The following is a 21,150-nucleotide window of genomic DNA, read 5'->3' as shown; positions in this document are numbered from 1 at the left end:
GACCGGCTCGGCGCGCCGCACAGCGAGGTGTTCGACGTGCCGGACGTGTCCCGGCCGCGTGGACGCCGCGCCCGCACGGCTCGTGAGCCCCCGTCACCCGCGCTCCGCCGCCGCGGACCGTTGCGAACCTCGGCGGACCGTCGCGGGCGGGCGCGCACGGAGACGCGCGGAGGAACCCCGTGCCCGCTCGCGCAGGTCTTCGTGCCGCGCCGGGCGAGGAGCCGCTGTCGGATGAGATGAGGAGTCGCTGACGGGCGAGGAGCCGCTGTCGGGCGAGGGACCGTGCCGGATGAGGAGCCGCTGATGAGCGCGGAGCCGTGCCGGGCGAGGGCCGCTGACGAGCGCAAAGCCGTGTCGGGCGAGGGGCCGTCGACGGGTGGGGGCCGGCGCCGGGTGTCCTCAGGCCGCGGCGAGTGCTGCCGACGGGTCGTCCAGGACCGGCTGCCAGGCCAGTTCGGCGGCGCCCACCAGACTGTTGTGGTCCAGCGAGCAGGCGAGGATCGGGACGCCGCCGCTCTGCCCCCACAGACTCCGGTCGGCGACGACGGCGCGCAGCCGCTCGGGGTCGGCGCCGAGGAGCGTGCGGTGCAGGCCGCCGAGGACGATGCGGTCCGGGTTGAGGATGTTGACCAGTCCGGCCAGGCCCAGGCCGAGGCGGTCGATCAGCGCCTCGGTGGCCGTGCGCACGGCCGGGTCGTCGTAGTGGCCGCGGATCAGCTCGTCGGCCTGCTGCAGCAGGGACACGTCGGGGCCGGGGTCGCCGCGGCCCGCCGCGGTGAGGAAGGCGAGCGGATCGGCCTCGACGTCGAGGCAGCCGCGGCCTCCGCAGTGGCAGGGGCGGCCCTCGGGGTTGACGGTGAGGTGGCCGACCTCCAGCGCGAGGCCCGAACTGCCCGTGTGCAGACGGCCGTCGAGGACGAGCGCGCCGCCGACGCCGCGGTGCCCGGTGGCCACGCAGAGCAGGTCGCGGGCGCCGCGGCCCGCGCCGTGCCGGTGCTCCGCCAGCGCGGCGAGGTTGACGTCGTTGGCGGCGAACGCCGGGCCCGTGATGCCGGCCGCGCGCACCCGCTCGGCGAAGATCTGCCGTACGGGCGCGCCCGCGGGCCACGCCAGGTGGAGCGGGTTGAGCGCCGTGCCCTCGGGCTCGGCGACCGCGGAGGGCACGGCGAGGCCCGCGCCCACGCAGTGCCGCCCGGTCTCGCGCAGCAGCCCGGCGCCCGCCTCGACGACGGAGCCGAGCACCTTCGCCGGGTCGGCGTCGACGGTCTCGCAGCCGGGCGCGGTGGCGACGATCCGGCCGCCGAGGCCGACCAGCGCGGCCCGGTACCCGTCGGCGTGCACCTGGGCGGCGAGGGCGACGGGGCCGTCCTCGGCGACCTCCAGGCGGTGCGAGGGCCGCCCCTGCGCGCCGGCGGGGGCGCTGGGGCGCGCGTCGACCCGGATCAGGCCGAGCGCCTCCAGCTCCGCGGCGACGGCGCCGGCCGTCGCCCGGGTCACCCCCAGCTCGGCGGTCAGCACGGCGCGCGTCGGGGCGCGTCCCGTGTGCACGAGCTCCAGGGCGGGACCCAGCGCCCCGCGCCCGCGGTCCAGCCGCGGCCGCGTCCTCGTGAGTCCTTCCCCTGCCGTCCTGGGGGCCGCCTTGCCGTTCATGAGGGCGAGTCTCCCATGATCCGCGCACCCTCCACCCGTTCAGTCCGCCGCGAATCCGCTCACGCGCAGGGTGATGTTCAGACGGCCCGTCAGGCCCCGTTCCGGCGGCGCGGTGCCCGGACGCACGCGGGGCACCCCGTGGTACGCGAACCGCGAGGGGCCGCCGAACACGAAGAGGTCGCCGTCGCGCAGCTCCACGTCCGTGCAGGGCCGCGACCGCGACTCGGGGGTGCCGAACCGGAAGACGCAGGTGTCACCGAGGCTGAACGAGACCACCGGCGCGCCGGACCTCTCGTCGCTGTCGCGGTGCATGCCCATGCGGGCCCGCGCGTCGTAGAAGTTGATCAGCGCGATGTCGTACGGCGCGTCCGCGGCGGCGTCCGGGCCGAGCGCGTCGGCGACCGCCCGGCGGCCCAGGTCGCCCAGCCACCCGGGGAAGGGCTTCACCGGGGAGCCGTCACCGTCGACGACGGTGGACGCGTACCCGTACGGGTACCAGTGGCGCCCGAGGCAGACCTGCCGGGCCGTCATCGTGCCGCCGCCGGGCGTGCGGACCGTGCGCAGCCCGGCGGGCGGACGCGCCCACGCGCGGCACGCGTCGAGGAGTCCGCGCCGCTGGGACGGGGTCAGCCACTCGGGGACGTGGACCGCGCCCGGGGCGACCTCGACGCGGCTCCTGGGAAACAGTTCGGCGTCCATGCCCCTCAATCTCTCATCCCCGCCCGCCGCGGCCCGGGGGGCGTCCCGGAAGGCCGTCGCTGGCCCGGCGGGCAGCGCGCGGGCGGGGCCGGACCCGCGACTCGGTTAGCCTTGCCGGACGATGGACGACCGACTGACCACCCCCTGGGGCGAGCTCGCGCTGGCCCGCTTCCCCGAAGACCCCCGCGACCGGCTGCGCGCCTGGGACGCCGCCGACGAGTACCTGCTGCGGCACCTCGCGGAGAGCGGACAGCCCCGGGGCGGCCACGTCGTCGTGGTCGGCGACCGCTGGGGCGCGCTGGTCACGGCGCTCGCGGAGCACCGGCCGACGCAGATCACCGAGTCCTACCTCACCCAGGAGGCGACCCGGGCGAACCTCGCGCGCAACGGCCTGGACCCCGCCTCCGTACGGCTGCTCACCACGCGCGACACCCCGCCCGAGCGCGTCGACGTCCTGCTGGTGAGGGTGCCCAAGAGCCTGGCTCTGCTGGAGGACCAGCTGCTGCGCCTCGCGCCCGCCGTGCACGAGGGGACGCTCGTCGTCGGCACCGGCATGGTCAAGGAGATCCACACCTCGACGCTGCGGCTCTTCGAGCGGATCCTCGGCCCCACGAAGACCTCGCTCGCGCAGAAGAAGGCCCGGCTGATCCTCTGCACCCCGGACCCGGCCCTCGCCGGGTCCGGCGTCAACCCGTGGCCGCACCGCTACGCCCTCCCCGACGGCGTCGGCCCCGTCTCCGGCCGCACCGTCGTCAACCACGCCGGCGTCTTCTGCGCCGAACGCCTCGACATCGGCACCCGGTTCTTCCTCGGGCACCTCCCCCGCACCCGCGGGGCCGAGCGGGTCGTGGACCTCGGCTGCGGCAACGGCGTCGTCGGCACGGCGGTGGCGCTGGCCAACCCGGACGCCGAGGTGCTGTTCGTGGACGAGTCGTTCCAGGCGGTGGCCTCGGCGGAGGCGACGTACCGGGAGAACGCCGGGGGCAGGGCCGAGTTCCGGGTCGGCGACGCGCTGAGCGGGGTGCCCGCGGACAGTGTCGATCTCGTGCTCAACAACCCGCCCTTCCACTCGCACCAGGCGACGACCGACGCCACGGCCTGGCGGATGTTCACCGGGGCGCGGCGCGCGCTGCGGCCCGGCGGCGCCCTGTGGGTGGTCGGCAACCGGCACCTCGGCTACCACGTGAAGCTACGCCGGATCTTCGGCAACAGCCGGCTGGTCGCCGGGGACGCGAAGTTCGTGATCCTGCAGGCCGTCAAGAAGTAGGCATCGGGGCTGCCGCGAGCAAGGCGGGCGCTCCGGGCGGGCGTACCGCGATCCGAGCGGCCACTCCGGACGGCCACCGTGACCCGAGCGGGCCACCGCGAGCGAGGGCGGTGCTCCGGCCGGACGCGCCATGCCCCGGGCGCGCCGCCGCGAACAGGCCGGACGCTACGGGCAGGCCACCGCGGTCCGCGCAGGCACCACGGGGGGCCACCGTGGTCCGGCGGGCCACCGCGGGCAGTTCCGGTCCGCGTCCGGACCCACCGTGCCCGGAGCCGTCCTGGTCGCCCGGAGCCCCACGTCGGCCCCCTCTTCCGCTCTGCCGCTCTGCCGCTCTGCCGGTTCTCCCGCTCCCCCCTCCCCGCTTCCCCTCTTCCGCTCTCCGGCGCACCGCGCGTTCCCTTGCCCGCACTCTCCCGTTCCGCACAGCTGAACACCCTTGTCCTCAACCGAGCGCGCACTTAGGCTGCGTTTGTGCCGCTAATAAACAAACTACGCCCGCACACCACCGCGCCGAGTTCCTCGCTCGTCCGGCTGCGTACCGCCCTGACCGCCTTCTTCGCCCTGGACGGCTTCGTCTTCGCGGGCTGGGTCGTCCGCATCCCGGCGATCAAGGAGCAGACCGGCGCCTCGGCGAGCGCGCTCGGGATGGCGCTGCTCGGTGTCTCCGCGGGAGCCGTGGTCACGATGACGCTGACCGGACGGCTGTGCCGGCGGTTCGGCAGCCACCCGGTGACGGTGGCCTGCGGCGTCCTGCTGGCCCTGAGCGTCGCCCTGCCGCCGCTCACGCACTCGGCGCTCGCGCTCGGCCTGGTCCTGCTGGTGTTCGGCGCCGCGTACGGCGGGATCAACGTGGCCATGAACAGCGCCGCCGTCGATCTCGTGGCCGTGCTGCGGCGGCCCGTGATGCCGAGCTTCCACGCGGCGTTCAGCCTGGGCGGGATGGTCGGCGCGGGGCTCGGCGGCCTCGTCGCGGGCGGCCTCTCCCCGGCCTGGCACCTGTCCGCCCTCACGGCGGTCGGACTGCTGGTGACGGCCGTCGCGGGACGCGCGCTGCTGCGCGTCGGACCGCCCGCGCCGCCGCCCGCGCGCGAGCGCCCCGAGGACGCGGCCGGTCCGAAGGGGACCGGCGGGCCGGGGGAACCCGGCGGACCGGACGGGCGCCGCCGTTCCGCCGGGCACACCCGCGGGCCCGTCCTCGTCTTCGGCCTGATCGCCCTCTGCACGGCGTACGGCGAGGGCGCCCTCGCGGACTGGGGCGCCCTCCACCTCGAACAGGATCTGGACGCCCGTCCCGGTGTCGCGGCGGCCGGGTACTCGTGCTTCGCGCTGGCCATGACCGTCGGACGGCTCAGCGGCACCGCCCTCCTGGAGCGGCTGGGCCGGACCCGCACCGTGGTGGCGGGCGGCGCGACCGCCGCGGCCGGGATGCTGGTCGGTTCGCTCGCCCCGGCGGTGTGGGCCGTCCTCCTCGGCTTCGCCGTCACCGGCCTGGGCCTGGCCAACATCTTCCCCGTGGCCGTCGAGCGCGCCGGCGCCCTCGCCGGTCCGGGCGGGGTGGCCACGGCGTCCACCCTCGGCTACGGCGGCATGCTGCTCGGGCCGCCCGTGATCGGCTTCATGGCGGACTGGTTCTCCCTGCCCGCCGCCCTCACCAGCGTCGCGGCGCTGGCCGCGGTGGCGGCGGCCATCGGGTACGCGACACGGCACGCGACGGCGGGCTGACGGCCCGGCGCGCACCACCGGACGGGCTGCCGGGCTGCCGGGCTGCCGCGGACCGTGACACCGCGCGGGGCGACCGGCGCGCGCCGCGGCACCGCGCGGGGACGCGTCCGCGCCGCGTCCCCGCCTCCGTCACCCGTACCGCGCAGGGCGTACCCGGCCCCGGACGGCCCCGGGAACCCGGCCTCAGGCGGATTCGGAGGCCTCGGCGGGGTCGGCGGTCCTTGCAGTCCTGGGCGCCACCGGGTCCAGCACGTTCAGCGCCCGCCCGGCCAGCGGGTGGCTGCGGACGAGTTCGCCGAGCGTGGTGGAGCCGCGCGTGATGCCGGCGAACGCCTTCCACGCCGGGCGGAAGCCGGTCAGGACGGTGTGGAAGACTCCGGGGCGCCGCTCGAAGATCGCGAGCATGCGCTTGCCGACGCTCATCTCGACGCCCAGGCCCGCCTTGATCGCGAAGGCGTAGTTCAGGGCCTGGCGGCGGGCGTCCACCGCGTCGTGGGCCTCGGCGATGCGCACCGCCCACTCGCCCGCGAGCCGCCCGGAGCGCAGCGCGAAGGAGATGCCCTCGCGGGTCCACGGCTCCAGCATGCCCGCCGCGTCCCCGCACACCAGCACTCTGCCGCGCGACAGCGGCGAGTCGTCGGCGCGGCAGCGCGTCAGGTGCCCCGAGGAGATGCTCGGCTCGAAGCCGGCGAGCCCCAGGCGCCCGATGAAGTCCTCCAGGTACCGCTTGGTGGCGGCGCCCTCGCCGCGGCGGGAGATCACGCCGACGGTGAGCGTGTCGCCCTTGGGGAAGACCCAGCCGTAACTGCCGGGCATCGGGCCCCAGTCGATGAGGACGCGGCCCTTCCAGTCCTCGGCGACGGTCTCGGGCACGGGGATCTCCGCCTCCAGGCCGAGGTCGACCTGGTCGAGCTTCACGCCGACGTGCGCCCCTATGCGGCTGGCGCTGCCGTCCGCGCCGACGACCGCGCGCGCGAGGACCGTCTCGCCGTCCTGGAGCACGACCGCGACCGTACGGCGGTCCGGGACGGCCGAGCCGTGCTGCTCCACGCGCGTGACGGTGACGCCGGTGCGCAGCTCGGCGCCCGCCTTCTGCGCGTGCTCGACGAGCTGCTGGTCGAACTCGGGCCGGTTGATCAGCCCGAACAGCATGTGCTTGGAGCGGCGGGTGCGCGTGAAGCGGCCGTTGTTGGAGAAGGTCACGGCGTGCACGCGGTCCTTGAACGGCAGCTCGAAGCCGGGCGGCAGCGCGTCGCGTGAGGGACCGATGATGCCGCCGCCGCACGTCTTGTAGCGCGGCAGCTCGGCCTTCTCCAGCAGCAGGACGCGGCGTCCCGCGACCGCTGCCGCGTAGGCCGCCGATGCCCCCGCGGGGCCCGCGCCCACCACGACGACGTCCCACACCCGCTGCGCCTCGTCCGCCGAGGAGTTCTCGCTGCTCACGATGGTCTACTGCTCCCGATCCAGCCGCCTGTCGCACCTGACCCCCGCATCCTACGGCGGGCGTCGCCGCAGGCCGCTGTGGGAGGATCTGCACCGCACGCGCGGTACCGTCCCTTGACGCGTGCATCGCACACGTACTCATCAGGACCAGGTCCTCACCAGGACAACGTCGCACCTACAAGGAGCGTGCCCATGCCGTCGAATCCGGTCGCCGAGACCGTCGCCTCCCTGATGCCGCAGGCGCGGACGGAGCTCGCCGAACTGGTGGCCTTCAAGTCGGTGGCCGACTTCGAGCAGTTCCCGCGCAGCGAGAGCGAGGGGGCCGCGAACTGGGTGGCCGACGCGCTGCGTGCCGAGGGCTTCCAGGACGTCGCGCTGCTCGACACCCCGGACGGCACCCAGTCGGTGTACGGCTTCCTGCCGGGCCCCGAGGGCGCGAGGACCGTGCTGCTGTACGCGCACTACGACGTGCAGCCGCCGCTGGACGAGGCGGGCTGGGCGACGCCGCCGTTCGAGCTGACCGAGCGCGACGGCCGCTGGTACGGGCGCGGCGCCGCCGACTGCAAGGGCGGCGTCATCATGCACCTGCTGGCGCTGCGGGCGCTCAAGGCGAACGGCGGCGTGCCGGTCGGCGTCAAGGTGATCGCCGAGGGCTCGGAGGAGCAGGGCACCGGCGGCCTGGAGCGCTACGCCGAGGAGCACCCGGAGCTGCTGGAGGCCGACGCGATCGTCATCGGCGACTCGGGCAACTTCCGCGTCGGCGTGCCCACGGCCACCACGGCGCTGCGCGGCATGACCATGGTCCGCGTGGAGGTCGACACCCTGGAGGGCAACCTGCACTCCGGGCAGTTCGGGGGCGCGGCCCCCGACGCGCTGGGCGCCCTGATCCGCACCCTGGACTCGCTGCGCGCCGAGGACGGCTCCACGGCGGTCGACGGGCTCGCCGGCGACGGACGCTGGGACGGGCTGCAGTACGACGAGGAGGCGTTCCGCAAGGACGCCAAGGTGCTGGACGGCGTGGAGCTGATCGGCTCGGGCACGGTCGCCGACCGCATCTGGGCCCGCCCGGCGGTCACCGTGCTCGGCATCGACTGCCCGCCGGTGGTCGGCGCCACCCCGTCGGTGCAGGCCGGCGCCCGCGCGCTGGTCAGCCTGCGGGTGCCGCCGGGCGTGGACGCCGCCGAGGCCACCAAGCTGCTCCAGGCCCACCTGGAGGCGCACACGCCGTGGGGCGCCCGGGTGCGCACGGAACAGGTCGGCCAGGGCCAGCCGTTCAGCGCGGACACCACCAGCCCCGCGTACGCGGCGATGGCCGAGGCGATGGGCGAGGCCTACCCGGGCGAGGAGATGCAGTACGCGGGCCAGGGCGGCTCCATTCCGCTGTGCAGCACCCTCGCGTCGCTCTACCCGCAGGCGGAGATCCTGCTGATCGGCCTGAGCGAGCCGGAGGCGCAGATCCACGCGGTGAACGAGAGCGTGTCGCCCGAGGAGCTGGAGCGCCTGTCGGTCGCGGAGGCCCTGTTCCTGCGCAAGTACGCGGCGAGCTGAGCGTTCCTGCGCAAGTACGCGGCGAGCTGAGCGCCTTCCGCGCTCCGCGCGGCCGGACGGCGGGTGTTCCCCGTCCGGCCGCGGCGCGCACGGGCCCCCGCCGTGCGGCGGGGGCCCGCCCGGTCCCGCGTACGGCCGGGCTCCGCGGGCGGGCGCGCTACAGGTGCGGCTCGCCCACCGGCACCCCGGCCTCCAGGTACAGCGCGGCCCCGCGCTCCCGTGCCCGCAGGGCCCAGCGCAGTCTCTCGTAGCGCACGGGCGGGAGCAGGCCGGCGGCCTCCTCCTCGGAGGCGAAGCACCAGCCGCGCAGCTCGGGGCCCGGCAGCAGCAGTCGGCGGGCCTCGTCGCCGGCCAGCAGGCCGCCGTCGAAGAGCAGCCGCAGTCCTCCGTACCCGGGCGGCCGGGGGGCCTCCCAGTCGGCCACGAGGAGCCGGGGCGGCTCGTCGAGCGTGATGCCGGTCTCCTCGGCGACCTCGCGCATCCCCGCGCGCGCGGGCGCCTCGCCCGGCTCCACGACGCCTCCGGGGAACTCCCAGCCCGCCTTGTACGTGGGGTCGACCAGCAGCACCCGGTCCCGCTCGTCGAAGAGCAGCACGCCCGCGGCGAGGGTCTCCGCGGTGGGTTCGGGGGTCTGCACGATGTCGCACGGGGGCACCGCCCCGGTCCGGAGGGCCTCCGCTATGCGCACGGCGCTCTCGTACGGGGTGAGGAGGCTCGTGTCGACCGGGTGGGCGTCGGCGGTCAGCCAGCCGCCGAGCGCGGCCCGGTAGGGCGCGATCGCGTCCTCCGGCCACCGCCGCGCCGGCGTGCCCTCGGCGCCGGACGGGGCGCCGCGGCTCGCCAGGCGGGCGCGCAGGATCGTTTCCGCCGGAGAGAGGAGCACGTGGTGCACCGGAATCCTGCGGGAGGCGAGGCCCCCGAAGATCTCGTCGCGGTGGTCCTGGCGCAGCAGGGTCATGGGGACCACCAGGACGCCGCCGAGCTCGGCGAGCATCGCGGCCGCGGTGTCGACCACGAGCCGCCGCCAGACGGGCAGGTCCCGGACGGAGTCGACCTCGGCGAGGTGCTTGGCGGGCAGCAGCTGCGCCAGCCCCGCACCCACGACCTCGGGGTCGAAGAGCGTGCTGTTAGGGATCAGGTCGATCAGTTCCCGTGCGGTCTTTGTCTTGCCCGCACCGAACGCACCGTTGATCCAGACGATCACGGTTCCCCCTCTTCCGTTGGCCCCCTGTGGCTTGCCCGCTCCACCCCGCAGGGGAAACCAGCCCCTGTTGACGCGGCAGAAAGCGGTCCTTTCCGGGCCGCGGCGGGCCACGTCGGCGCGGAAATCTGCCGGGAACGCGCCACGCGCCGGTGTCGCGAAAGCACACGCCACCCAACGACGGCGCCCCGCTCCGGGCGGTGTGTCGCTCGGAGCGGGGCGCGCGCGGGGGCCGTCAGCCGTTGGGCAGCAGCCCGTCGCCGGTGTCCAGGCTGTCCTCCGCCACCGTCTGGCCGGGGTCGAGGGTGCTGAGGGTGTCCTCCAGGTTCAGACCGCCGGTCGCGTCGGCGCCGACCGCGTGGGACGGGGTGACGGCCGCGACGACGAACCCGGCGGCGAGGGAGGCAACGGCGAGCATGCTTCGCTTCTTCATGCCCGGCTCAACTCCCCTCCGGGCACGGGGTCACGGCCGTATCCCGTCGAATCAACGACCGAATTCGGGAGCGTGGTACCGGACACCGCGCGGCACCGCCCGCCGCGCGGAGCCGTCCGGCCGCCGGTCCCTCATCGGACGCCGTCGGACAAAAACGGGCGGACCGTCCCGTGGGGCCGTCCCCGCACGGCCCCCTCACCCACCCTCACCGAGCCGCACCCGCACCCGCACCCGCACGGCCGCCCTCACCCGGCCGGGCCCGAACACCCGCCTTCATCGAACCGCACCCGAGCATCCACCCTCACCGAGCCGCACCCGAGCACCCGCCTTCGCCGAGCCGCACCCGCACGGCACCACCCGGCGGCACCGCCCGGCGGGCCCGCTCCCGCGGTACCGCCCCCGCCGCCGCGCCCCGGCGGGCCACCCGCCGCCGCGGGGCGGCGCACCGCTCCGTTCCGCCCAGGGGCCGTCCGGTCCCGGCGCCCGCGCGGTCGCGGTTCAGCCCCCGACGCCCGCCACCGTGGTCGCGGGCGTGCGGGTGAGCACGGCCGCCGCCGCTCCGACCAGGCCCGCGTCCGTACCCGTCTGAGCGGGCGCCACCGTCAGGCGCTGGACGAAGGAGAGCGTGGCGTAGTTCCGCAGGGCCGCCCGCAGCGGCGTGAAGAGGATCTCGCCCGCCTTGCCCACGCCGCCGCCGATCACCGCGATGTCGATCTCGACGAGCGTCGCGGTCGCCGCGATGCCCGCGGCCAGCGCCTGGGCCGCGCGCTCGAAGGACGCCAGGGCGACGGGGTCGCCGGCCCGCGCGGCGGCGGCCACCGCCGCGGCCGAGGTGTCGCCGTCGGGTCCGGGGCGCCAGCCGCCCTCCAGGGCCCGCCGCGCGATGTTGGGCCCGCTCGCGATGCGCTCCACGCAGCCGCGCGCCCCGCAGGGGCAGGGGTCGCCGTCGAGGTCCACGCTGATGTGGCCGATGTGCCCGGCGTTGCCCGTCGGTCCCGGGTGCAGCCGGCCGCCGAGGACCAGGCCGCCGCCCACGCCGGTCGACACGACCATGCAGAGCGCGTTGTCGTGCCCGCGCGCCGCGCCCTGCCAGTGCTCGGCCGCGGTGATCGCCACCCCGTCGCCGATCAGCTCCACGGGCAGTCCGCCCGTGGCGGCCCGGACCCGCTCGACCAGCGGGTACGCGCGCCAGCCCGGTACGTTCACGGGGCTCACCGTGCCCGCCGAGGCGTCCACCGGGCCCGCGCTGCCGATGCCGACGGCCGTCGCGCCGCTCCACAGCGCGGAGGCGCGCAGCTCCGCCAGCACCTCCTCGACGGCGCCCATGACGGTGTCGCCGTCCTCCCGCGCGGGCGTCGCGCGCTGGGCCCGCACGAGGATCCGGCCGCGGCCGTCGACGAGCGCTCCGGCGATCTTGGTGCCGCCGATGTCGAGCGCGGCCACGAGGTCGGTGTGCATCAGTGTCAGAACTCCCGTGTGGACCTTGAGGAATGTACAGACCGGTTTCCGCGTGGGGGAGGGGCAGGCCGGAGAATGCGATGGACAGTCTCTCCCGCATCTGACAACGTTGTCCAGGCTCTATGCTCGACGCCACACCCTTCCGGCAGCACCTTTTGGACCGCCGCACCCCCCGTGCACTACAGGACAGGACAGCGCATCGTGGCCGAGACCGCCCGCCGAACCGTGAACCGCTACGGCAACCGTCCGACCATGAAAGACGTAGCGGCGCGTGCCGGAGTCGGTCTCAAGACGGTGTCGCGCGTGGTCAACGGCGAGCCCGGGGTCACACCGGACACCGAGCGCCGGGTCCAGGAGGCGATCGAGGCGCTGGGCTTCCGCCGCAACGACAGCGCCCGGGTGCTGCGCAAGGGCCGTACGGCGAGCATCGGGCTCGTCCTGGAGGACCTGGCCGACCCCTTCTACGGCCCGCTCAGCCGCGCGGTGGAGGAGGTGGCGCGGGCGCACGGCGCGTTGCTGATCAACGGCTCCAGCGCCGAGGACCCCGAGCGCGAGCAGGAGCTCGTCCTCGCGCTGTGCGCGCGCCGGGTGGACGGCCTGGTCGTCATCCCGGCCGGCGACGACCACCGCTACCTGGAGCCGGAGATGCGGGCGGGCGTCGCCACCGTCTTCGTGGACCGGCCGGCCGGGCGGATCGACGCGGACGTGGTGCTCTCCGACAGCTTCGGCGGGGCCCGCGACGGCGTGGCCCACCTGATCGCCCATGGCCACCGCCGGATCGGCTTCATCGGCGACATGCCCCGCATCCACACCGCCGCGGAGCGGCTGCGCGGCTACCGGACCGCCATGGAGGAGGCGGGCATCGAGGTCGAGGACGGCTGGATGTCCCTGGGCGTCACCGACCCCGAGCGGGTACGCCGGGCGGCCGAGGAGATGCTGTCCGCGCCCACCCCCGTCACCGCGGTCTTCGCGGGCAACAACCGCGTGACGGTCACGGTCGTCCGCGTCATCGCCGAGCGCGGCCGCCCCGTCGCCCTCGTCGGCTTCGACGACATCGAGCTGGCCGACCTGCTCCGGCCGGGCGTGACGGTCGTCGCCCAGGACGCCGCGGCGCTCGGCCGCACCGCCGCCGAGCGCCTGTTCCGGCAGCTCGACGGCGGGCTGATCGTCCCCGAGCGCATCGAGCTGCCGACCCGGCTGATCACCCGCGGTTCGGGCGAGATCCCGCCCGCGGTCTGAAGACACGGCACCATCGGATCACCATATGTGACGATATGTCAGGTATGGTGACCGTACGTCCGCGTCACTCCCCCGCCGTCAGGCCCGCGCGCCGCGGCGCGGCATAGGCCTCCAGGCCCTCCCGCGTCAGGCCGGTGAGCCGGGTGACCTCCTCGTCGTCGAGGGCGCCGCAGTCCAGGCCGCGCAGCAGGTGGCCGCCGAGGGCCTTGGCGGTGGCGGGTTCGTCCAGCACGTCGCCCCCGGCGCGCTCGGCGTACGCGGCCAGCCGCTCCGCGGCGCGCTCGAAGCCCTCGCGGTAGAAGGCGAAGACGGCGGCGTACCGGGTGGGGAGGTGGCCGGGGTGCATGTCCCAGCCCTGGTAGTAGGCGCGGGCGAGGGCGCGGCGGACGAGGCCGTGGTGCAGCCGCCAGGCGTCGTGGACCCGCTCCGTGGGCCCGACGGGCAGGACGTTGGTGGAGCCGTCCGAGAGGCGCACGCCGGTGCCGGCCGCCGCGACCTGCATGACGGCCTTGGCGTGGTCGGCGGCCGGGTGGTCGGACGCCTGGTGGGCCGCGCCGACACCGAGGCAGGCGCTGTAGTCGAAGGTGCCGTAGTGCAGTCCGGTGGCCCGGCCGTCGGCGGCCCGGATCATCCGGGCCACGGTGGCGGTGCCGTCGGCCGCGAGGACCGCCTGGGCGGTCTCGATCTGGATCTCGAAGCCGAGCCGGCCGGGCTCCAGGCCGTGGGCCTTCTCGAACGCGTCCAGCAGCCGCGCCATCGCGGCGGCTTGCTCGGCGTACGTCACCTTGGGCAGCGTCAGGACGAGCCCGTCCGGCAGGCCGCCCGCCTCGACCAGCCCGGTCAGGAAGACGTCGAGCGTGCGGATGCCGCGGGCGCGCACGGGCGCCTCCAGGCACTTCATGCGGATGCCCATGTACGGGGCGGCCGTGCCCGCGCGGCGGGCCTCGGCAACGAGCCGGGCGGCGCGGGCGGCGTGCTCGTCCTCCTCCGCGTCGGGGCGCGGCCCGTAGCCGTCCTCGAAGTCGACGCGGAGATCCTCCACCGGTTCGCGGGCGAGCTTGGCGCGCACCCGCTCGTACACGGGCCCGGCGAGGTCGTCCGCGAGGCCGAGGACGGCGGCGAAGGAGGCGGCGTCCGGGGCGTGCTCGTCGAGGAGCGCGAGCGCGGCGTCGCCCCAGGAGCGGACCGTGTCCGCGGCGAACACGTCGCCGGGCACGTACACGGTGTGGACGGGCTGGCGGGTGCCGGGGTCCCCCGGGTAAAGCCGCTCCAGCTCGGCGTCGACCGGGGCGAGGGAGGCGCCGACCTCCTCGGCGACCGCGTCCGCGAGGCTCGTCGCCACCTTCTCCTGCCGGTCCTGGCCCATGCCACACCCTCCCGGGGTTCCGCGATACGGCGCGCTTCGCAATCAACAATCTGTTGAAAGAAGGTAGCCACGGGCCCCGGCGCCGGTCAACACCCCCTCCCCGGGCGGACACCCGCACATCTCGACATGTTCACGCCCAGCTTCGACACTGCGACGCGCACCCTCCGTCCGGCATCCGCCACCGCACCGGCATCCGCCGGCCCCTCACAGAAGGAGCCCTCCCTTGCCCCACCGCAGCCGGGTCACCCGCCGTCTGGGACTGAAGACCGCCGTGGCCACCGCCGCCGCTCTGCCCCTGTCCGGCACGGCGCTCTCCGGGACGCCCGCCGCGGCGGCGGCGAATCGTTTCGGCCGTTCCCTGAGGATCATGTCCTTCAACCTGCGCTTCGCGAGCACGGCGGAGCCCAACAGCTGGGCCGCCCGCCGCCCCGTCATGCGCGCCCTGCTGCGCCGGGAGCGGCCCCACGTCATCGGTACCCAGGAGGGCCTCTACCAGCAGGTCCGCGACATCGAGGCCGACCTCGCGCCGCACTACGCCTGGATCGGCACGGGCCGCGCGGGCGGCAGCCGCGACGAGTTCATGGCCGTCTTCTACGACACCCGCCGGCTCGCCCCCGTCGAGTACGACCACTTCTGGCTCTCCGACACCCCGGACGTGATCGGGTCGAACACCTGGGGCGGCGGCTCTGTCCGCATGGTCACCCGGGTCCGCTTCCGCGACCTGCGCGACGGGCGGGAGTTCCACGTCCTCGACACCCACCTGGACAACGCGAGCCAGAACGCACGCGCGCGGGCCGCGCGGCTGATCGCCGAGCGCGTCGCGGGCCTCGGCCGCTCCCTGCCCCTCGTGGTGACCGGCGACTTCAACGCCGCCGCCCACAAGAACCCCGTGTACGACACGATGCTGGGCGCCGGCCTCGTCGACGCCTGGGACGCGGCGGCCGAGCGCGGCGCGTCGTACGCGACCTTCCACGGCTACCGCCCGCTGGTGCCGGACGGCGACCGGATCGACTGGATCCTCGCCTCGCCCGGCGTGAGCGTGCACCGGGCCTCGGTCGACACCTTCTCCAGGGACGGCCAGTTCCCGAGCGACCACCTGCCCGTACAGGCGTCGCTGACCCTGGGGTGAGCCCTGGGGGCCCGGGACTTCCGGAGATGCGGACAGGCCGGGGCCCCGGCGACCGTGCGGCGGTCGCCGGGGCCCCGGCCGTGCGTGCGCCTGCCGGGACGGTCAGCCCTTGCGGGCCTTGATCTCCTCGGTGAGCGCGGGGACGACCTGGAAGAGGTCGCCCACCACGCCGTAGTCGGCGAGCTCGAAGATCGGGGCCTCGGCGTCCTTGTTGATCGCCACGATGGTCTTCGAGGTCTGCATGCCGGCCCGGTGCTGGATCGCGCCGGAGATGCCGTTGGCGATGTACAGCTGCGGCGAGACCGACTTGCCGGTCTGGCCGACCTGGTTGGAGTGCGGGTACCAGCCGGCGTCCACCGCGGCGCGCGAGGCGCCCACGGCCGCGCCGAGCGAGTCGGCGAGCGCCTCGATGATCGCGAAGTTCTCGGCGCCGTTGACGCCGCGGCCGCCGGAGACGACGATCGCGGCCTCGGTCAGCTCCGGACGGCCGCTGGACTCGCGCGGGGTACGGGAGACGACCTTGGTGCCGGTGGCCTGCTCCGAGAAGGACACGGTCAGCGCCTCGACCTCACCGGCGGCCGGGGCGGCCTCCACGGCGGCGGAGTTCGGCTTGACCGTGATGACCGGGGTGCCCTTGGTGACGCGGGACTTGGTGGTGTAGGAGGCGGCGAACACCGACTGGGTGGCCACCGGGCCCTCGTCGCCGGCCTCCAGGTCGATGGCGTCGGTGATGATGCCGGAGCCGATGCGCAGCGCGAGGCGGGCGGCGACCTCCTTGCCGTCGGCGGAGGACGGCACCAGCACGGCGGCCGGGGAGACGGCCTCGACCGCGGCCTGCAGCGCGTCCACCTTGGGCACGACCAGGTAGTCGGCGAACTCGGGGGCGTCGGCGGTCAGCACCTTGACGGCGCCGTGCTCGGCGAGCGCGGACGCGGTGCTCTCCGCGCCGGAGCCGAGGGCGAGGGCGACGGGCTCGCCGATGCGGCGGGCCAGCGTCAGCAGTTCCAGGGTGGGCTTGCGGACGGCGCCGTCCACGTGGTCGACGTAGACGAGAACGTTAGCCATGGGATTGCTCTCCTGCGATACGAAGGCGTTCGGGGGCGGTTCGGCGAACTCGGGGGCCGTCAGATGAACTTCTGGCCCGCGAGGAACTCGGCGAGCTGCTTGGCGCCCTCGCCCTCGTCGTTGACGATCGTGCCGGCGGTGCGCGCCGGACGCTCGGCGGCGGACTCGACCTTCGTCCAGGCGCCCTCCAGGCCCACCTCGTCGGCCTCCAGGTCCAGGTCGGACAGGTCCCAGGACTGAACCGGCTTCTTCTTGGCGGCCATGATGCCCTTGAAGGAGGGGTAGCGCGCCTCGCCCGACAGGTCGGTGACGGACACGACGGCCGGCAGGGATGCCTGAAGCTGCTCGGAGGCGGCGTCGCCGTCCCGGCGGCCCTTGACCGTGCCGTCCTCCACGGAGACCTCGCTCAGCAGCGTCACCTGCGGCACGCCCAGGCGCTCGGCCAGCAGGGCGGGCAGGATACCCATGCTGCCGTCGGTGGACGCCATGCCGGTGATCACCAGGTCGTAGCCGGCCTTCTCGATGGCCTTGGCCAGCACCAGCGAGGTGCCGATGGCGTCGGTGCCGTGCAGGTCGTCGTCCTCGACGTGGATGCCCTTGTCGGCGCCCATCGACAGCGCCTTGCGCAGCGCGTCCTTCGCGTCCTCCGGCCCCACGGTCAGCACGGTGATCTCGGCGTCGTCCGCCTCCTCGGCGATCTGCAGCGCCTGCTCGACCGCGTACTCGTCCAGCTCCGAGAGCAGACCGTCCACGTCCTCGCGGTCGACAGTCAGGTCATCGGCGAAGTGCCGGTCGCCCGTGGCGTCGGGCACGTACTTCACAGTGACAACGATCCTCAAGCTCACGCCGGCTCCCCTACTGCAATCGTCTTTTCCGTGCTGCCTTCCTGCAGGCAGCATAGGCGCCTCGAGCGGCCCGTCCCGATCGGGGCGGCCTGCGCTCCGAACGAAATATTACTCACCAGTACACCCAGCTCGCGCCTGCTGAGCAAGCGCTTTGAACTGTGACCTGTGCAACGCAGCGTAATCGGAATCCGGCGGTCGCGCAGGACCCCCCGCGCCACGGCCCACCAGCTCATTCCCGCAGCGCACCGAAGCGCCCCTGGTGATAGAGCAGGGGCCGTCCCGGCCCGGCGGACGGGTCGCCGTGGACCACCTCCGCGAGGACGACGCGGTGATCGCCCGCGGGCACCCGCGCCACGACCCGGCACACGAGCCAGGCCAGTACGCCGTCCAGGAGCGGGACGCCCTCGGGGCCCTCGCGCCAGCCGGTGGGCGCGCCGAACCGGTCGGCGCCGCTGCGGGCGAAGGTCGCGGCCAGCCCCTCCTGGTGCTCGCCGAGTATGTGGACGCCGACGTGTCCGGCCCCGGAGACGGCGGGCCAGCTGGAGGCCGCCGTGCTGATCCCGAAGGAGACGAGCGGCGGCTCGGCGGAGACGGAGGTGAGCGAGGTCGCGGTGAAGCCGGCGGGGGCACCGCCGCGCCGGGCGGTGATCACGGCGACGCCCGCCGCGTGCCGGCGGAAGACGGAGCGGAACAGATCGGCGGAGCCGGTGCGGGAGGTGCCGAGACCGGGTGAGGCCGTCATCGGGGTGTCCTTCTCTGGGGACGGGCGGCCTCCCGGTCGCTCGACGGACCGGTCGGCACGCGCGCGGGCGGCGGAGTGCGCGGGAAGACGCACGGGAGGTCCGAGGCACGGGACCGGGCCGAGGACAAGTGCTACATACAGCCAAGCGCGTCGGACGGCCGGCGCACGCCTCGCGGAGAGGTCACGCCGGACATCGGCGGCCGGCGGCGCGCACGGGACAGGGCGGGCACGGGGGGCCGGACGCCGGCGCCGTCACGCGACGGCCTCGCCGAGGGCGGCGATCACGTCGGCCTTGCGCGGCTGCCCGGCCGCGCGCCGCACGATCCGGCCCTCGCCGTCCAGGACGAGGACCGTGGGGGTCCGGACGACGCCGAGGGCGCGGACGAGGGGGAGGTTGTCCTCCGCGTCGATCTCCACATGGGCCACGCCGGGCACGAGCGCGGCGACGTCGGCGAGGACCCTCCGGGTGGCCCGGCACGGGGCGCAGAAGGCGCTGGAGAACTGGACGAGCGTGGCGCGCTCCCCCGGCTCCCGCCCCAGTTCCGGGGCGCCGAGCCGCCCCTGGTCCACACGCTCGCGCACCGCGCCTCCCGTTCCGCCGCCGTCGCGGCGCTCCGTCCGGCCCGCTCGCGTCGCGAGCACCGCGCGCGCGTCCGCGCACGTCCCGATTCGGTCGTTTCCCCGCTTCAGCGTCCGGGAGGGCCGGAGGATTCCCGGCTGCCCGGCGTCCGCGCGTCCGAAACCGCCGCCCGCCGCGCGCACGGCGGTCCGCGGGGGGCGCCGCGCCGCGGCTGACGTCGGGTTCCGGCACCACGCCGCGGCCCCGGGGACGGCGTCGCCCCGGGCCGCGGCGTCCCGCGGGACGCGCGCCGCGGGTGCGTGGGAGGTCAAAGGCGGGGTAAAAGCCCGAGGTGGATCGAGTGCGGGACGTGACGAGGATCTCGCCGTGGAACGGCACCAGGGCTGGTCACCCGTCCGTTCTTGGGGCACGATCTGCGCAACGCCGTAAACCTACGGCACCGTAACTTTCCCGCCGGGAGCCTCCCCTTCCCAGGCAGAGAGAAGGGTCCAGCCCGTCCATGGCAGAACTTGTCTACCGTCCCGTCATCGGTTTCGCCCGCACGCTCTTCAAGGTGTGGGACCTCAAGATCGACTGCAGGGGGTCGGAGTACATTCCGCGTTCGGGCGGCGCCGTGCTGGTGAGCAACCACATCAGCTACCTGGACTTCGTCTTCAACGGCCTGGCCGCTCTGCCGCAGAAGCGCCTGGTGCGCTTCATGGCGAAGGAGTCGGTGTTCCGGCACAAGGTCTCCGGTCCGCTGATGCGCGGCATGAAGCACATCCCGGTGGACCGCGAGCAGGGCGAGGCGGCCTACCAGCACGCCCTGGACTCGCTGCGCTCGGGAGAGGTGGTCGGCGTCTTCCCCGAGGCCACCATCTCGCCGTCGTTCACCCTGAAGAGCTTCAAGTCCGGTGCCGCGCGGCTGGCCCAGGAGGCCGGCGTGCCGCTGGTGCCGATGGCGGTGTGGGGCACGCAGCGGCTGTGGACCAAGGGGCACCAGCGCAACTTCAGGCGCAGCCATATCCCGGTCACGATCCGGGTCGGGGAGCCCATCGAGGCGCCCAAGGACCAGTACGCCGGGGCGATCACCCGGCGGCTGCGCGACCGCGTCCAGGAACTCCTCGAAGCCGCGCAGCGCGCCTATCCCGTACGCCCCAAGGGGCCGCACGACACGTGGTGGATGCCCGCGCACCTCGGCGGCACCGCGCCCACCCCCGAAGAGGTCCGGGCGGCCGAGGCGCGCTGAGGCCGCCCGGCGCGGTTCAGCCGGAGACGGGCGCGTGGACGGTGACCCGCGCCCCCGGGCTGAACTTCTCCAGCAGTTCGGCCAGTTCGGCGGCGCCCTCCGCCACGTCCGCGACGGGCTCGGGCGCCAGGCTCTCCAGCAGGAAGAGCGCCGAGGTGGAGGTCTCGGTCAGCCGGGTGCGCGGGCCCTGGCGCCAGTTCCAGCGGCGGCAGGTCACGCCGGCGTCGTCGCGCCAGACCACCTCACCGGGCTCGGGGTGCTCGACGGTCTCCTCGCCCCCGGCGACGGTGATGAAGTCCTCGTCGCCCCGCGCCCTGACCAGGCGCATCTCCCCCTGGATCAGGTCGGCGTCCTCGCCCCCGACCGGGACGAGCCGGGCGACGCTGATCGCGTTGTAGAGGTCGACGAGGAGATTGATCCGCGGCAGTCCGGCGTCGGTCAGCGCCCGGCGGGCCAGGGCCTCCGCGGAGTTGCGGGTGCGCGACGGCTTGGCGCCGAAGGCGGTGTACGCCTCCCGCCAGGCCGCCATGTGGGGGTCCTCGTGGGGCGCCCGCCCCGCCAGCCGCGCGGCGAGACGGCGGGCCGCGTCGTCGAGGAGCGCCGCACTGGCGTCCGTGCTGGGCCCGTTGACGAGCCCGTGCGCCTCGACGGCGACGTGCGTGAAGCCGGGCGCGAGGGCGCGGACCTCGTCGGACACGGTGGGGGTGGGGGTCATCGTCCGCCTCGCAGGGGGAGTTCGGTGGGAAGGGTCTTCCACAGGTGCTCCCGGTCGCGGGCGTGCCGGAGCGCGTGCGCCACGACCGGATGAGGTTCAGCATACAAGACCGGATAGTCCAACTCATTGGACTCCACATCCGGCACCCAGGCCAGCCGCTCCCCGTCGAGCGAGAAGTGCGCGTCCACGCCGGGTCTGTTCCCGCGGCAGTCCTGGCGGTGCCACGCCCCGCGGAACCGGACGGCGACGAGGCCGTGCACGAGGTGACCGCCGCCGTCGTCCCCCAGCCGCTGGTAGCAGAACCCCGCGGGGATGTCCTCCGCTCTCAGCAGCGCCGCCAGGGCGTGCGCCTTGGCGTGGCAGACACCGGTGCGCAGCCGGAGGACGTCGGAGGCGCGCCAGGTGACGCGCGGGTCGCCGCTGTCGGCGGAGTGCGGGATCCCGTCCCGTACGAACTCGAAGGCGCGGCGCGCATAGTCATACGAGTCATCGGCGTCCGCGGCGAGGCGGGCCGCCGTCTCGCGCACGAGCGGATGCCCGTGGTCGACGACCTCGTCGGCTGCCAGATAGGCGGAGAGGTCGGGGTTCTCCTGGATCAGCTGCATGCCGCGCGAGCATAGGGACGCGACCGGCCGCAGGTCAATTGATTTACGGGAGGTCGCATACCTATGCAGTCAAGGAGGGCGGCTGGTGCCGTGCCGGGCGTCGTGAGCCGGTGAACCCCTCCGGTCACGGCACTAGGGACCGTATTGAGTTCCGATCAAGGGGTGGCTCGGGTGAGGTCCCTGAGCCAGATCATCGAGGCGCGTAGGTGGAGGCC

At 74.8% G+C, this 21,150-nt stretch carries 18 protein-coding genes and 1 pseudogene; 6 read left to right on the top strand and 13 right to left on the bottom strand.

Features of this window, described 5'->3' with window-relative positions:
* Nucleotides 1–399: 399 nt before the first annotated feature.
* Together IE271_RS37210 and IE271_RS37205 are read right to left on the bottom strand one after the other, a co-directional pair.
* Nucleotides 400–1,650, bottom strand: a complete 1,251-nt coding sequence (locus IE271_RS37210) for an ROK family protein (protein ID WP_190194901.1) — start codon at nt 1,648–1,650, stop codon at nt 400–402.
* Nucleotides 1,651–1,689: 39 nt separating this feature from the next.
* On the bottom strand, nt 1,690–2,349 hold the full coding sequence (locus IE271_RS37205; protein WP_190194900.1) for an alpha-ketoglutarate-dependent dioxygenase AlkB: 660 nt from the start codon (nt 2,347–2,349) through the stop codon (nt 1,690–1,692).
* 121 nt (nt 2,350–2,470) lie between these two features.
* Here IE271_RS37205 and IE271_RS37200 point away from each other — a divergent pair, with 121 nt between their 5' ends.
* Both IE271_RS37200 and IE271_RS37195 read left to right on the top strand, forming a co-directional pair.
* Nucleotides 2,471–3,616 (top strand): methyltransferase, encoded by a 1,146-nt coding sequence (locus tag IE271_RS37200; RefSeq protein ID WP_190194899.1) that lies wholly within the window; start codon nt 2,471–2,473, stop codon nt 3,614–3,616.
* 471 nt (nt 3,617–4,087) lie between these two features.
* Complete coding sequence (locus IE271_RS37195) at nt 4,088–5,338, top strand: MFS transporter (RefSeq protein ID WP_190194898.1); 1,251 nt, start codon at nt 4,088–4,090, stop codon at nt 5,336–5,338.
* A 183-nt stretch (nt 5,339–5,521) separates the two neighbouring features.
* On the opposite strand, the gene IE271_RS37190 is transcribed toward IE271_RS37195, so the two are convergent.
* Nucleotides 5,522–6,781, bottom strand: a complete 1,260-nt coding sequence (locus IE271_RS37190; RefSeq protein ID WP_190194897.1) for a geranylgeranyl reductase family protein — start codon at nt 6,779–6,781, stop codon at nt 5,522–5,524.
* A gap of 192 nt (nt 6,782–6,973) precedes the next feature.
* On the opposite strand from IE271_RS37190, the gene IE271_RS37185 reads away from it, so the two are divergent.
* A complete protein-coding gene (locus IE271_RS37185; RefSeq protein WP_190194896.1) occupies nt 6,974–8,329 on the top strand; it encodes a dipeptidase in 1,356 nt (451 codons plus the stop codon).
* Between the two features lie 157 nt (nt 8,330–8,486).
* Here the strand turns inward: IE271_RS37185 and IE271_RS37180 are convergent, their stop codons facing one another.
* The 3 genes from IE271_RS37180 to IE271_RS37170 form a co-directional block, all read right to left on the bottom strand.
* Entirely contained in the window at nt 8,487–9,533 is a 1,047-nt protein-coding gene (locus IE271_RS37180) for an NUDIX hydrolase (protein WP_190194895.1), read from the bottom strand.
* Nucleotides 9,534–9,765: 232 nt separating this feature from the next.
* Nucleotides 9,766–9,963, bottom strand: coding sequence for a hypothetical protein (locus IE271_RS37175; RefSeq protein ID WP_190194894.1), 198 nt, complete (start codon nt 9,961–9,963; stop codon nt 9,766–9,768).
* A 498-nt stretch (nt 9,964–10,461) separates the two neighbouring features.
* A complete protein-coding gene (locus IE271_RS37170) occupies nt 10,462–11,421 on the bottom strand; it encodes an ROK family protein (RefSeq protein WP_190194893.1) in 960 nt (319 codons plus the stop codon).
* A 252-nt stretch (nt 11,422–11,673) separates the two neighbouring features.
* Here IE271_RS37170 and IE271_RS37165 point away from each other — a divergent pair, with 252 nt between their 5' ends.
* Nucleotides 11,674–12,660, top strand: coding sequence for a LacI family DNA-binding transcriptional regulator (locus IE271_RS37165; protein WP_373308900.1), 987 nt, complete (start codon nt 11,674–11,676; stop codon nt 12,658–12,660).
* 64 nt (nt 12,661–12,724) lie between these two features.
* On the opposite strand, the gene IE271_RS37160 is transcribed toward IE271_RS37165, so the two are convergent.
* Nucleotides 12,725–14,026 (bottom strand): DUF6986 family protein, encoded by a 1,302-nt coding sequence (locus IE271_RS37160; protein WP_190194891.1) that lies wholly within the window; start codon nt 14,024–14,026, stop codon nt 12,725–12,727.
* A 223-nt stretch (nt 14,027–14,249) separates the two neighbouring features.
* On the opposite strand from IE271_RS37160, the gene IE271_RS37155 reads away from it, so the two are divergent.
* Nucleotides 14,250–15,155 (top strand): endonuclease/exonuclease/phosphatase family protein, encoded by a 906-nt coding sequence (locus IE271_RS37155; RefSeq protein WP_190194890.1) that lies wholly within the window; start codon nt 14,250–14,252, stop codon nt 15,153–15,155.
* A gap of 102 nt (nt 15,156–15,257) precedes the next feature.
* On the opposite strand, the gene IE271_RS37150 is transcribed toward IE271_RS37155, so the two are convergent.
* The 4 genes and pseudogenes from IE271_RS37150 to IE271_RS37135 all read right to left on the bottom strand — a co-directional run bounded on the left by IE271_RS37150 (nt 15,258) and on the right by IE271_RS37135 (nt 18,468).
* Nucleotides 15,258–16,220 (bottom strand): electron transfer flavoprotein subunit alpha/FixB family protein, encoded by a 963-nt coding sequence (locus tag IE271_RS37150; protein ID WP_190194889.1) that lies wholly within the window; start codon nt 16,218–16,220, stop codon nt 15,258–15,260.
* A 59-nt stretch (nt 16,221–16,279) separates the two neighbouring features.
* Nucleotides 16,280–17,065, bottom strand: coding sequence for an electron transfer flavoprotein subunit beta/FixA family protein (locus tag IE271_RS37145; RefSeq protein ID WP_190194888.1), 786 nt, complete (start codon nt 17,063–17,065; stop codon nt 16,280–16,282).
* A 229-nt stretch (nt 17,066–17,294) separates the two neighbouring features.
* Nucleotides 17,295–17,807 carry a flavin reductase family protein gene (locus IE271_RS37140; RefSeq protein ID WP_190194887.1) on the bottom strand — a complete coding sequence of 171 codons (513 nt, stop codon included), beginning with the start codon at nt 17,805–17,807 and terminating at the stop codon, nt 17,295–17,297.
* Nucleotides 17,808–18,059: 252 nt separating this feature from the next.
* Nucleotides 18,060–18,468 (bottom strand): annotated as a pseudogene (locus IE271_RS37135) (TlpA family protein disulfide reductase).
* A gap of 418 nt (nt 18,469–18,886) precedes the next feature.
* On the opposite strand from IE271_RS37135, the gene IE271_RS37130 reads away from it, so the two are divergent.
* Nucleotides 18,887–19,615 carry a lysophospholipid acyltransferase family protein gene (locus IE271_RS37130; RefSeq protein ID WP_190194885.1) on the top strand — a complete coding sequence of 243 codons (729 nt, stop codon included), beginning with the start codon at nt 18,887–18,889 and terminating at the stop codon, nt 19,613–19,615.
* Between the two features lie 16 nt (nt 19,616–19,631).
* Here IE271_RS37130 and IE271_RS37125 read toward each other — a convergent pair whose 3' ends face one another.
* Both IE271_RS37125 and IE271_RS37120 read right to left on the bottom strand, forming a co-directional pair.
* On the bottom strand, nt 19,632–20,330 hold the full coding sequence (locus tag IE271_RS37125; protein WP_190194884.1) for a B3/B4 domain-containing protein: 699 nt from the start codon (nt 20,328–20,330) through the stop codon (nt 19,632–19,634).
* Nucleotides 20,327–20,935: a transglutaminase domain-containing protein gene (locus IE271_RS37120; protein ID WP_190194883.1), complete on the bottom strand. Its 609-nt coding sequence runs from the start codon at nt 20,933–20,935 to the stop codon at nt 20,327–20,329. Before IE271_RS37120 ends, IE271_RS37125 begins: the two co-directional genes overlap by 4 nt.
* Nucleotides 20,936–21,150 lie beyond the last annotated feature (215 nt).

The sequence above is a fragment of the Streptomyces minutiscleroticus genome, from assembly GCF_014650875.1.
Classification (GTDB): Bacteria; Actinomycetota; Actinomycetes; order Streptomycetales; family Streptomycetaceae; genus Streptomyces; species Streptomyces minutiscleroticus.
The sequence above is the reverse complement of the archived record's forward strand: the minus strand, read 5'-3'. Positions and strand labels throughout refer to the sequence as shown.

Bases quoted from the DNA above. Each gene is read 5' to 3' on its own strand.
- IE271_RS37210 (WP_190194901.1), bottom strand. From the start codon at position 1,650: ATGAACGGCAAGGCGGCCCCCAGGACGGCAGGGGAAGGACTCACGAGG.
- IE271_RS37205 (WP_190194900.1), bottom strand. From the start codon at position 2,349: ATGGACGCCGAACTGTTTCCCAGGAGCCGCGTCGAGGTCGCCCCGGGC.
- IE271_RS37200 (WP_190194899.1), top strand. From the start codon at position 2,471: ATGGACGACCGACTGACCACCCCCTGGGGCGAGCTCGCGCTGGCCCGC.
- IE271_RS37185 (WP_190194896.1), top strand. From the start codon at position 6,974: ATGCCGTCGAATCCGGTCGCCGAGACCGTCGCCTCCCTGATGCCGCAG.
- IE271_RS37175 (WP_190194894.1), bottom strand. From the start codon at position 9,963: ATGAAGAAGCGAAGCATGCTCGCCGTTGCCTCCCTCGCCGCCGGGTTC.
- IE271_RS37170 (WP_190194893.1), bottom strand. From the start codon at position 11,421: ATGCACACCGACCTCGTGGCCGCGCTCGACATCGGCGGCACCAAGATC.
- IE271_RS37165 (WP_373308900.1), top strand. From the start codon at position 11,674: ATGAAAGACGTAGCGGCGCGTGCCGGAGTCGGTCTCAAGACGGTGTCG.
- IE271_RS37160 (WP_190194891.1), bottom strand. From the start codon at position 14,026: ATGGGCCAGGACCGGCAGGAGAAGGTGGCGACGAGCCTCGCGGACGCG.
- IE271_RS37150 (WP_190194889.1), bottom strand. From the start codon at position 16,220: ATGGCTAACGTTCTCGTCTACGTCGACCACGTGGACGGCGCCGTCCGC.
- IE271_RS37140 (WP_190194887.1), bottom strand. From the start codon at position 17,807: ATGACGGCCTCACCCGGTCTCGGCACCTCCCGCACCGGCTCCGCCGAT.
- IE271_RS37130 (WP_190194885.1), top strand. From the start codon at position 18,887: ATGGCAGAACTTGTCTACCGTCCCGTCATCGGTTTCGCCCGCACGCTC.
- IE271_RS37125 (WP_190194884.1), bottom strand. From the start codon at position 20,330: ATGACCCCCACCCCCACCGTGTCCGACGAGGTCCGCGCCCTCGCGCCC.
- IE271_RS37120 (WP_190194883.1), bottom strand. From the start codon at position 20,935: ATGCAGCTGATCCAGGAGAACCCCGACCTCTCCGCCTATCTGGCAGCC.